The sequence below is a fragment of the Nocardiopsis sediminis genome (assembly GCF_042650565.1).
GTDB classification, from domain to species: domain Bacteria; phylum Actinomycetota; class Actinomycetes; order Streptosporangiales; family Streptosporangiaceae; genus Nocardiopsis_B; species Nocardiopsis_B sediminis.
The window spans coordinates 193,815-204,393 of sequence record NZ_JBHSBH010000014.1 but is presented as its reverse complement, the minus strand read 5'-3'; the positions used below and the strand labels follow the sequence as shown (position 1 = coordinate 204,393).

Here is a 10,579-nt window from a genome sequence, read left to right as displayed (position 1 = left end):
ACCTCATTCTATCGAACACTTGTTCGCAACACAAGGAGTTATTTGATGATTTCTCTGGGTGGTTCGTGCTGATCAGGCGCAAACCCGGGCACGCACGACGCCCACACCCAGGGGCCCACCGGGGCGCCGCCACCCGGCTGCGGCCCCTCCGCGCCCCGCCACCCGGGCCGCCCCGACCTGCACCCCGCGCACGCGGGCCACCCGACCACCGGCCGGGGCCCACTGCTCACCGTCGCTGCCCGCTTGAACAGCGACCCCGCGACCACCCGGACCGGTCCGCACCACCCCGAACCCCCACCCGCCGTCGCTGCCCGCTGTAACACCAACCCCGCGACCACCGAGTGTTCATAGTCGGCCCCTCACCCTGGCTAGACTCCCGTGGGTGCCCCGTACGCTGATCGTCACCAATGACTTCCCGCCCCGGCCCGGGGGCATTCAGTCCTTCGTTCATGAGCTGGCCGTGCGCCGGCCTGCCGGGTCGGTCGTCGTCTATGCCTCCACGCCTGCTGCGCGTACCGCTGCGACCTGGGGGGATGCCGAGACCTTCGACCGTGCCCAGCCGTTTCCGGTCGTGCGTGAGCGCACCCCCGTTCTGCTTCCCACCCCCGCCGTCACCCGCCGGGCGCGGCGTATCGCCGAGCTGGAAGGGTGCGACTCCGTCGTCTTCGGTGCCGCGGCTCCGCTCGGGCTGATGTCCGGCGAACTGCGCAAGTCCGGCGTGCGTCGGATCGTCGCCCTGACCCACGGCCACGAGGCCGGGTGGGCGGCGCTGCCCGGCCCCCGGTCGGCCCTGCGCCGTATCGGCGAACAGGCCGACACCCTCACCTACCTCGGCGACTACACCCGCAGTCGACTGGCGCGCGTACTCTCGCCGCAGGCCGCCGCCCGCATGCGTCCCCTCGCCCCCGGGGTCGACACCGACCGGTTCCGCCCCGATTCCGGTGGCGACGCCGTCCGCGCGCGCCACGGGCTCACCGGGCGCCCGGTCGTCGTCTGCGTTTCGCGGCTGGTGCCGCGCAAAGGCCAGGACACCCTGCTGCGCGCGTGGCCCCGGGTGCTCGCGGAGGTGTCCGGCGCCGGGCTGCTGATCGTCGGCGGCGGCCCCGACCGGCGGCGGCTCGAGGCGCTGGCCCGCCGCGAAGGGGTCGCCCACACGGTGCGTTTCACCGGCGACGTCCCCTCCCGCGAACTCGCGGCCCACTTCGACGCCGGGGACGTGTTCGCCATGCCCTGCCGCACCCGCAACGGCGGGCTCGACGTGGAGGGGCTGGGCATCGTCTACCTGGAGGCGTCCGCGTCCGGCATCCCTGTCGTCGCGGGCGACTCCGGCGGCGCCCCCGACGCCGTCGTCGACGGCGAGACCGGGGTGGTGGTCGACGGCGCCCGGCCCGGGCCGACGGCGCGCGCGCTCATCCGCCTCTTGCGCGACCCCGAAACCGCCGCCGCCATGGGCGCCCGCGGGCGCACCTGGGTCGAGCGCGAATGGACATGGGACCGCGCCGCGGACCGGCTCGACGCCCTGCTGGCGGACTGAACCGCGCCCCGGCCGGTCGGTAGTCGGGGAGGCGCGCCCCTCGAGGGTCGGGCGTCCGCGGCCTGATCGGTCGGTGGGCGGTGAGGCGCTCCGCTTCTCAGGGGCCGAGCTCCCGCGACGCGACCGTCGGCGGATGGGCGCGGCGAGGGGGCCGCCATGACGGCTGCGCACCGCCGGAACGCCGGACCGGCGGACCGGCGGATCTATCCCGCCGGACCGCACGCCGGACTTCCCCGGAAACGACAACGGCGCCCCGCGGCGGCCATACCGCCGCGGGACGCCGGAGCATCACGACCGTCAAGGGCCAGGTCAGGCGGAGTAGATCTCCTCGATCTCCTTGCGGTAGCGCTGGGCCACCACGTGTCGCTTGACCTTGAGTGACGCCGTCATCTCGCCGCCGTCCTCGGAGAAGTCGTGCGGCAGGATGGTGAACTTGCGCACCGACTCCGCCCGCGAGACGGCCTTGTTGGCGTCGTCGACCGCCTCCTGCACGGCGGCATGGAGGTCGGCGTCGGCGAGGTTGTCGGCGATCCCGCCGGACTTGGCGTTCTGCTTCTTCCAGAACTCGAAGGCCTCGGGGTCGATGGTGATCAGGGCGGAGATGAAGTTCCGGTTGTCGCCGATGACCATGCACTGGCTGATGATGGCGTGCCCGCGGATGCGGTCCTCGATCACCGCGGGGGCGACGTTCTTGCCGCCGGCGGTCACGATGATCTCCTTCTTGCGGCCGGTGATGCGCAGGTGGCCGTCGTCGTCGAGGGTGCCGAGGTCGCCGGTGCGGTACCAGCCGTCCTCGTCGAACGCCTCCTTGGTGGCGGTCTCGTTGCCCCAGTAGCCGCGCATGATGTGGTCGCCCTTGGCGAGGATCTCGCCGTCGTCGCCGATGCGCAGCGAGACCCCCGGGAACGGCGGGCCGACGGTGCCGATCTTGTTGCCCTCGGGGGAGTTGACCGCGGTGGGGGCGGAGGTCTCGGTGAGCCCGTACCCCTCGATGATGGTGAGCCCGATGCCCCGGAAGAAGTGGCCCAGCCGGTCGCCCAGGGCCGACCCGCCGGAGATCGCGTACTGGGCGCGCCCGCCCACCGCCGCCAGGATCTTGCCGTAGACGAGCTTGGCGAAGACCGCGTGCCTGATGCGCAGGCCCAGCGGGACGCGGCCGGTGTCGAGCGCCTTGCTGTAGGCGACGGCGGTGTCGGCCGCGGCGCCGAAGATCTTGCCGCGCCCCTCGGAGGTGGCCTTCTGTTCGGCCTTGTTGTAGACCTTCTCGAACACGCGCGGCACGGCGAGCAGGAAGGTCGGCCGGTAGACGCCGAGCGTGTCGATCAGCTCGGGGCCGGTGGTGGGGAAGTGGCCGAGGATCGTCTTGGACTCGATGCAGCCGATCTGGATCAGCCGCGCGAAGGAGTGCGCCAGGGGCAGGAACAGCAGGGTGCAGCGGCCTTCGACTGCGAACACCTTCTGGAGTGGGGCGTTGACGATGTTGAGGATCGTGAAGAGCAGGTTGCGGTGCGTCAGTTCGCAGCCCTTGGGGCGGCCGGTGGTGCCCGAGGTGTAGATGAGCGTGGCCAATTCGTCGACGCCGCCGGCGGTGCGCCGCTCCTCGACGGTGGCGTCGTCGACATCGGCGCCGGTGGCGGTGAACGCGGCCAGTGAGGCGCCCTCGATCTCCCATACGTGGGTCAGCGCCGGGAGCTCACCGCGGACGGCCTCGATCCGCGCGGCGTGCTCGGCGGTCTCGACGAATACGGCGGTGCTGCCGGAGTCGCTGAGGATCCACTGCGCCTGCTCCTGGGAGGAGGTCTCGTAGATGGGCACCGTCACGGCCCCCACCGACCAGATGGCGTAGTCGATCGTGGTCCACTCGTAGCGCGTGCGCGACATCAGGGCGACGCGGTCGCCGTGCCCGATCCCCGCCGCGATGAGCGCCTTGGCCAGAGCGGCGATGTCGTCGCGGAACTCGGCGCAGGTGACGTCGCGCCACTGGCCGGACTCCTGCCGGCGCAGTGCGACCGCCTCCGGCTCTGCCGCCGCCCGCGCGAAGACGGTGTCGGGCAGGCGGGCCTCGGCGGAGACCTCGACCTTCACTGGGCGGCTGAATTCGCGCACGTGATCGCTCCAGGCGTACAGGGGATGGGCAGGGACGGGACGACCGTAACAAGAAACGCTACCGGTGGGTAGAACGCGTTCTAGTTTTGCAACGGGAGCGTGACCGAACCCGGGGAAACGCGACGCCGCGGCCCGGCCGTCGCCGCATCGTTCCGGGCCCGGAGCGCTCCGTGCGCCCATTCGACAGTACCGCCGAAGCGCGGCGCGCGCACGCCCCGGCCGGCAACCTGGGCGTCCCCGAACGGCCTCATCGGGGACGTCCCCGGTTTCCGTGGTGCCGCCGAAGCGGTACCGCCCAAGCGCGGCGCACCCATGCGCTCCCGACGCAACCCGGACATCCCTGAACCGCCTCCGGGACCTCCCCGATTTCCCCCGCCTGGCGCACCGCCTACCCCGCGTGTGCGGCTAACGTGACGGCATACCCGACGAACAGGGGCAGCAGCACCATGGCAGAGCCGAACCGCGACTCCGGGTCGCAGGACATGATCGACGACGCCCTCCGGCTGGTCGACGCGTTGCAGCGCAAGCTGATCATCGCGGGCGTCCGCAAGGGCGTCTCCGCGGCCACCTCCCCGCCGCCGCGCAAGGGCGACGTGTGGGAGGAGGCCATCCGTCAGGAGCAGCCCGAACCCGAGCGGCCGCCCTTGGAGCAGTTCTTCGGCATCGTCCGGGCCAAGGGCCCCGAGGTCGCCGGGCACCTCGGCCGCGCGGGGTTCGCGCTCGTGGGTGCGGTGGGCGAGACGATCGGGGTCGTCGAGCGCGCGTTGCAGCGCTCGGGCTCGGGTTCGGGCACGAGCGCGGAGTCCGGCTCCGGCTCCGGCTCCGGCTCCGGCTCCGGTTCAGGCTCCGGCTCCGGCGAGAACGGCCGCGAGCTTCCCCGCGGCACCCGGGACTGAGCCGGCGCTGGGCCCCGGGGCGCCCTCCGGACCGGGGCGCACCAGGGTCGGTGGCCCACTGCGACGCGCTCCCTCATGACACCTCCCGTGGGCGCCCGCTGGTCGGCGCGCGCTGGTTTAATCCAGTGACCCAGTCCGTTCCCCGCGCCGAGCCCCGGGACCGCTGTGCCGTGCGCGGGCACCAGATGTGAAGGAGCCGTCCATGCGGCTGACGATCGGCGTGGACATCGGCGGCACCAAGGTCGCCGCGGGCGTCGTCGACCCCGACGGCCTGATCCGCGACGAGGTCACCCACCCCACCCCCGGTGGCGACGCCGAGGCACTGGCGGACGTGGTCGGCCGCGCCGTCGCCGAGCTGCGCGAGCGGCGGCCCGAGGACGCGATCGCCGCGGTGGGCGTGGGCACCGCGGGCTTCGTCGACGAGGAGCGCTCCCGGATCGTCCTCGGAGCCAACCTCGGCCTGGCCGACGAGCCCTTCAAGGACCGCCTCCGGCGCCGCGTTGACCTGCCCATCGTGGTGGAGAACGACGCCAACGCCGCCGCCTGGGCCGAGGTCCGCTTCGGCGCCGGGCGCGGCAGCCGCCACGTCGTCTGCGTGACCCTGGGCACGGGTGTCGGCGGCGGCATCGTCATGGACGGCGAGCTCAAGCGGGGCCGCTACGGGGTGGCGGCCGAGGTCGGCCACTACCGCGTCGTGCCCTACGGCCGCCGCTGCGGCTGCGGCAACCACGGGTGCTGGGAGCAGTACGCCAGCGGGCGCGCCCTCGTCGCCGAAGCCCAGGACCTCGCCAAGAACGACCCGGCGCGCGCCGCGCGGCTCCTCAAGCCGGCCGGTGGCGACACCGCCCGCATCACCGGCCCCGACATCACCCGGGCGGCGCTGGAGGGCGACGACGGCGCACTGGAGTGCTTCCGCACCGTTGCCGGCTGGGTGGGGCTGGGGCTGGCCGACCTCGCGGCGATCCTCGACCCGGAGTGCTTCGTGATCGGCGGCGGGGTCTCCGACGCGGGCGACATCCTCCTCGAACCGGTCCGGGAGTCCTTCGCCCGGCACGTGACCGGCCGCGCCACGCGCCGCCTCGCCGACATCCGCATCGCGGAGCTCGGCTCCAAGGCCGGCATCGTCGGCGCGGCCGACCTCGCTCTGTGCTGACGGTGACGGGGCGCGCCGACGAAGAAGGAGAAACGAACGCCCCGGCCCCCGTGGCGGGGCGGAAGGTTCGCCGTCGGCGCCGCGCGGCAGGCGGCTGACGCCGCTGATTCTGCTGATTCCGCGGAATGGCGCAGCGGGCGCCGCCCCGGCCGCCTCGGCGACCGCCGCCCGCGCGCCGGCCCATGCCCCTACTGCTCGGCGTAGACGCCGCGTTCGCTACGGCTGGGGTCGGTGAAGTGGAACCGACGTCCACTGGGGGACCCGTAGGGTGCGCTCACCACATGGCCGCCCGCGCGCCGTTCTCTACTGCTCGGCGTAGACGCCGAGTTCATTCCCGCTCGGGTCGGTGAAGTGGAACCGGCGCCCGCCGGGGAACTCGTACGGTCCGTTCACCACGCGGCCGCCCGCGTCCTTCACGGCTTCGACGGAGGCATCCAGGTCCGTGGAGTAGAGCAGCACGAACGGCCCGCCCGCGCGCACGTCGTCGCCGGCGCGCAGGCCGCCCACCTCGGTGGCGCCCCCGTCCTGCGGGTTTCGGATGCCCGCATACGCGGGCCCGTAGTCGTTGAACCGCCAGCCGAACGCGTCGGTGTAGAAGCGCTTGGCCCGCTCCAGGTCGGTGACGGTGAGTTCGACGTAGTCGATGGCGTGGTGCCGGTGCGAAGGTGTCGGTGACATGCCGCCGATTCTCCTCGACGGGTCGGACATCCCGCGTCACGCCACGGCCGCGCTCCGCGAACACGTGCCACGAACGCGGGCCGATCCCGGGGACCGACCCGGTCCCGGCGCCGGCCCCGCCCTCAGCGCTGGCCCTTCGCCAGGAGCGCCCCGGTGCCGAGAGCGCTCCCTACGTCGTCGCCGCCGGGTTCTCATTGTCGGTGTCGGCCGCGTCATCGGCGGCCTTCTTCGCCGCCTTGCGGGCCTCGCGCTCGGCGCGGCGCTCCCGCTTGCGCTTGGCGCGGTCGGCGCGGCGGCGTTCGCGCTCGTCGGCGTGCTGCTCCTTGCGCTCCTCGCGGGCCGCCGCCTCCAGCTCGGCCTTGACCGACCCGGCGTAGCGGTCGACGTACTCTTGGCCGGACTGGTCCATCAGCGCGTACATGATCTCGTCGGTGATGGCGCGCAGGACCCGCGGGTCCTTCTCCATGCCGTAGTACCGGGAGAAGTCGAGCGGCTTGCCGAAGACGACCTTGGGCCGGATGCCGAGGCGGGGGATGGTGCGGCCGGGGGGCATGATCTTGTCGACGTTGATCATCGCCATGGGGATGACCGGTGCCTTGGACTCCAGGACCAGCCGGGCCACGCCGGTGCGCCCGCGGTAGAGGCGGCCGTCGGGCGAGCGCGTGCCTTCGGGGTAGATCCCCAGCAGCTTGCCCTGCTTGAGCACCTTCAACCCGGTGCGCAGGGCGGCCTCGCTGGCCTTGCCGCCGGAGCGGTCGATGGGGATCTGGCCGACCCCCGTGAAGAACAGCCGGCTCAGCAGGCCCTTGGGGCCGGTCCCCGTGAAGTACTCCGCCTTCGCCAGGAAGGTGATCTTGCGGGGCAGGGGGAGCGGGCCGAAGAAATGGTCCGAGAACGACAGGTGGTTGCTGACCATGATGGCCGGCCCCTGCCGCGGGACGTTCTCGACGCCGTAGGCGCGCGGCTGCCACAGCACCGCCAGGACCGGGCCCAGGATCGCCTTGACCACCCAGTAGAACACCGAGAATCACCCCCGCACACGCGGGGCGCGTTCGGACAACCTTGCCACGTTCGCCTTCCCGCTTCCACGAACAACCGTGGGCCATCTTCGCACCGCTCGGGACCGACTACCAATATCGGCACAAGTTACCCCTGGGTAGCCGACCTGGGCGGACGCTTCCCGGAAGCGCTCCCGCACCGTACCCCTGCGGCCCCGGCTCCGGAGTGGCGGGGGTACCGGCCACCCGCGCACCGGGTTAATTTCATACAGTCGGAGCGGTACACGCGCGGCCCGCGGCACCAGCGGAGAACCCGGAGCACAGGGAGCCCCCATGCCTTTACTGCCAGGAGCCGAACCGTTCCGCCACGACGGCGACGCCACCGGCGTCGTGCTGTGCCACGGCTTCACCGGCAACCCCCGGTCGATGCGCCCTTGGGGCGAGCACCTGGCCGAGGCGGGGCTCACCGTCGACGTCCCCCTGCTGCCCGGGCACGGCACCACCTGGCAGGAGATGGCCGCCACCACCAGCGACGACTGGCTCGCCGAGGCCGAGTCGGCGCTGTTGCGGCTGCACGCCCGCTGCGACCGCGTCTTCACCATGGGCCTGTCCATGGGCGGCTGCCTCGCCCTGCGCCTCGCCCAGCTGCACCCTGACAAGGTCGGCGGGGTCGTCGTGGTCAACCCCTCCCTCGCCGTGGAGAACCCGCTCCTGGTCGTCGCCCCGCTGCTCGCCCGCCTCGTCCCCTCCACCCCCGGCATCACCGACGACATCAAGAAGCCCGGCGCCACCGAAGGCGGCTACGACCGCGTCCCCACCGCCGCCGCGGCGACACTCCCGAAGCTGTGGCGCGCCACCCGCCGCGACCTCGCGGCGCTCACCGCACCGGTTCTCGCCTACACGAGTCCCGTGGATCACGTCGTGGGCCCGCGGAGTCTGCGTATCCTCACCAGTAGGGCTGTCAACGCGGCGCTCACCGTCCGCTCCCTGGACGACAGCTACCACGTCGCCACCCTCGACAACGACGCCGACGCCATCTTCGACGGCAGCCTCGCCTTCGTGCGCGAGCAGGCCAGGAGCGGGGAAGGAACGAAGCGATGACGCATCGCCGAGGCAACGGCCTGCTGGCCGACGCCTACGTCCCGCTCGTCCTGCTCGCCCCGCCGCAGGCCGACCTCATGCTGGAGGCGCTGGGCAGATCCGGGATCGCCGCCTACGCCATCCCGCTCGACCAGGACATCCTCGACTCCGGCACCGCCCTCGCCACCCCCTCCACAGACCACCTCTACGTCGACGCCCAAGAGCGCGAGGCCGCCCAGGAAGTCCTGCGCACCGAACTTCCGGAGCTGGGCGACCAGCCGGCGGGCGCCCCCGGCCAGGGCTCCGCGGGCGGCGCCGAAGAGCCCGACTCCCCGCCCGCGCCCCCCGAACCCGCGACCGTCGGCACCGCCCCCGCGCGCGAGTCCGCCGACGGCACGGGCGGTGCCGACGATGACGACGTCTGGGCCGACCTGGTCGCTCGCTTCTACGACTACGGCGACGTCCGTGAACGCCCCGCATGGCCCGACGCCGAGAACCTCGGCTCCGACGACGGCCCCGCCGACCCTCCGGGCCCTCCGCCCGCTCGCGGCGGCGCCGATCTGCTGGCGGCCGACGACGATGACGACCGGCCCGACGACCGCCCGAGCCGCCCGGCCGCAGGGCGCGACGACGCCGACCACTACATCCCCCCGCCCCCGCCGCCGCTGCCGCGCGGCGACCTCACCAGCCGGCTGTCCTGGGCGGCGCTGTTCGGCGGCCCGATGGTGCTCCTCGGCTCCATGCTCTTCAGCGTCCCGCTGCCGGGGTGGCTGGCCTTCGTGGCGGTGGCCGCGTTCATCGCGGGGTTCGTGGTGCTGGTGATCCGCATGGGGGACCGCCCCTCGGGTGACAACGGCCCCGATGACGGCGCGGTGGTCTGAGCCCGGAGCCCGGAACCGGCGGGGTCAGCGCGGAACCCGCAGCTCGATCTCCGTGCCCTCGCCCGGGGCCGTGGTGATGACGGCCGCCCCGCCCAGGTCGCGCAGGCGCCCCCGGATGGACTGGGCGAGGCCGAGGCGTCCCTGCCCGGCGGCCTCGGCGATACGCTCCGGCGCCATCCCGGGCCCGTCGTCGCGGACCGTCACCGTCACGGCATCCGGCTCGTCCTCGATCAGCAGCCACACCCGGGTGCCCTCGGGGCAGTGGCGGTCCACGTTGGCCAGGGCCGCCGCGACCGCCGCGTCCACCTCGCGCACCGCGTGGGCGCCGAGCAGAACCGGGGTCCCCGGTGCGGAGACCGTGACGCGCGCATCGGCGCGCGCGCCCAGCACCGGCCGCAGGTCCGCCGTGTCGCCGGCCGGGTCCCCGGAGGAGGCGTCGGCGCGGTCGAGCTCCTGGTCCTGGAGCCCGATGAGGCCGCGCAGCGCCACCTCCTGCTCACCGGCGAGCCGGCCGAGCTCGGCGGCCTCCCCGCCGATGTCGGCGCCGCGCCGCTGCACCATCGCCAGCACTTGCAGGACGGAGTCGTGGATGGACCGGGCCAGGCGCTCGCGCTCGCGCGTCCGGGCCTCCAGCTCCACGGCGCGCGCGAAGTGGCGCTCGGCGGCCTCCGCGTAGGCGGACATGGTGCCCACCGCGTAGGCGGCGAGGAGCAGCAGCACGATCCCGCGCGGGACCGCGGCGGAGACGGCCAGGCCCAGGGCCACGCGCACGGCGATGTCGAGGACCCCGTGTGCCAGCGCGACGCACATCCCCCAGCGGCGCCCCTTGACCACCGCGGCCGCCAGGACCGCGCCGCCGAACCAGGTGGTGGTCAGCTGCGGGGCCCTGGTCAGGTAGCCGGGCTCGACGGCGATGCCGGTCGCCGCCATGCAGCCGAAGGCGATGACCAGGTCGAGCATGAGCACGTACCTGCGGTCGGCGCCGGGCCGGCCGTAGGCGTGGGCGGCGACCGCGGTCCAGACGGCCATGGCCGCGAGGACCGACCAGGCGACCCACGGTCGCGCCAGGAGTTCGTGGTGGCGCACCACGTGGCTGACGGCGTAGGCCAGGGACGCGACCCGGAACACGGTGATCCCGCGCCACAGCGGCGCCTCGAAGCCCATGGTCCCGGTCCCCGCCTTCCCCGCCGTCCCCGTCGCCGTCGCCGTCGCCGTCGCAGGCAAGTGTCCACGATGCGGCGGTCTGCGGGCCA

General features: G+C 73.4%; 9 protein-coding genes. 5 read left to right on the top strand and 4 right to left on the bottom strand.

Going from position 1 to position 10,579, the window contains the following annotated elements:
- Positions 1 to 382 precede the first annotated feature (382 nt).
- The gene (locus tag ACFOVU_RS22590) at positions 383 to 1,534 is read left to right on the top strand and encodes a glycosyltransferase family 4 protein (protein ID WP_378536778.1); all 1,152 of its coding nucleotides are present in this window, start codon (positions 383 to 385) and stop codon (positions 1,532 to 1,534) included.
- Between the two features lie 309 nt (positions 1,535 to 1,843).
- Here ACFOVU_RS22590 and ACFOVU_RS22585 read toward each other — a convergent pair whose 3' ends face one another.
- The gene (locus ACFOVU_RS22585) at positions 1,844 to 3,640 is read right to left on the bottom strand and encodes an AMP-dependent synthetase/ligase (protein ID WP_378536776.1); all 1,797 of its coding nucleotides are present in this window, start codon (positions 3,638 to 3,640) and stop codon (positions 1,844 to 1,846) included.
- Positions 3,641 to 4,086: 446 nt separating this feature from the next.
- Between ACFOVU_RS22585 and ACFOVU_RS22580 the strand changes: the two genes are divergently transcribed.
- Both ACFOVU_RS22580 and ACFOVU_RS22575 read left to right on the top strand, forming a co-directional pair.
- Complete coding sequence (locus ACFOVU_RS22580) at positions 4,087 to 4,536, top strand: hypothetical protein (protein ID WP_378536775.1); 450 nt, start codon at positions 4,087 to 4,089, stop codon at positions 4,534 to 4,536.
- A gap of 202 nt (positions 4,537 to 4,738) precedes the next feature.
- Positions 4,739 to 5,689, top strand: a complete 951-nt coding sequence (locus tag ACFOVU_RS22575) for an ROK family glucokinase (protein WP_378536773.1) — start codon at positions 4,739 to 4,741, stop codon at positions 5,687 to 5,689.
- A 303-nt stretch (positions 5,690 to 5,992) separates the two neighbouring features.
- On the opposite strand, the gene ACFOVU_RS22570 is transcribed toward ACFOVU_RS22575, so the two are convergent.
- Positions 5,993 to 6,367: a VOC family protein gene (locus ACFOVU_RS22570; protein ID WP_378536772.1), complete on the bottom strand. Its 375-nt coding sequence runs from the start codon at positions 6,365 to 6,367 to the stop codon at positions 5,993 to 5,995.
- Positions 6,368 to 6,536: 169 nt separating this feature from the next.
- Positions 6,537 to 7,388 (bottom strand): lysophospholipid acyltransferase family protein, encoded by an 852-nt coding sequence (locus ACFOVU_RS22565; RefSeq protein ID WP_378536770.1) that lies wholly within the window; start codon positions 7,386 to 7,388, stop codon positions 6,537 to 6,539.
- Positions 7,389 to 7,698: 310 nt separating this feature from the next.
- Here ACFOVU_RS22565 and ACFOVU_RS22560 point away from each other — a divergent pair, with 310 nt between their 5' ends.
- A complete protein-coding gene (locus tag ACFOVU_RS22560; RefSeq protein ID WP_378536769.1) occupies positions 7,699 to 8,466 on the top strand; it encodes an alpha/beta hydrolase in 768 nt (255 codons plus the stop codon).
- Positions 8,463 to 9,326: a hypothetical protein gene (locus ACFOVU_RS22555; RefSeq protein WP_378536767.1), complete on the top strand. Its 864-nt coding sequence runs from the start codon at positions 8,463 to 8,465 to the stop codon at positions 9,324 to 9,326. The genes ACFOVU_RS22560 and ACFOVU_RS22555 overlap by 4 nt, the downstream gene beginning before the upstream one ends.
- Before the next feature lie 24 nt (positions 9,327 to 9,350).
- Here ACFOVU_RS22555 and macS read toward each other — a convergent pair whose 3' ends face one another.
- Complete coding sequence (gene macS / locus ACFOVU_RS22550) at positions 9,351 to 10,550, bottom strand: MacS family sensor histidine kinase (RefSeq protein ID WP_378536766.1); 1,200 nt, start codon at positions 10,548 to 10,550, stop codon at positions 9,351 to 9,353.
- Positions 10,551 to 10,579: the final 29 nt, after the last annotated feature.

Coding starts and splice junctions, on each gene's coding strand:
- ACFOVU_RS22580 (WP_378536775.1), top strand. CDS start 4,087: ATGGCAGAGCCGAACCGCGACTCCGGGTCGCAGGACATGATCGACGAC.
- ACFOVU_RS22575 (WP_378536773.1), top strand. CDS start 4,739: ATGCGGCTGACGATCGGCGTGGACATCGGCGGCACCAAGGTCGCCGCG.
- ACFOVU_RS22570 (WP_378536772.1), bottom strand. CDS start 6,367: ATGTCACCGACACCTTCGCACCGGCACCACGCCATCGACTACGTCGAA.
- ACFOVU_RS22560 (WP_378536769.1), top strand. CDS start 7,699: ATGCCTTTACTGCCAGGAGCCGAACCGTTCCGCCACGACGGCGACGCC.
- ACFOVU_RS22555 (WP_378536767.1), top strand. CDS start 8,463: ATGACGCATCGCCGAGGCAACGGCCTGCTGGCCGACGCCTACGTCCCG.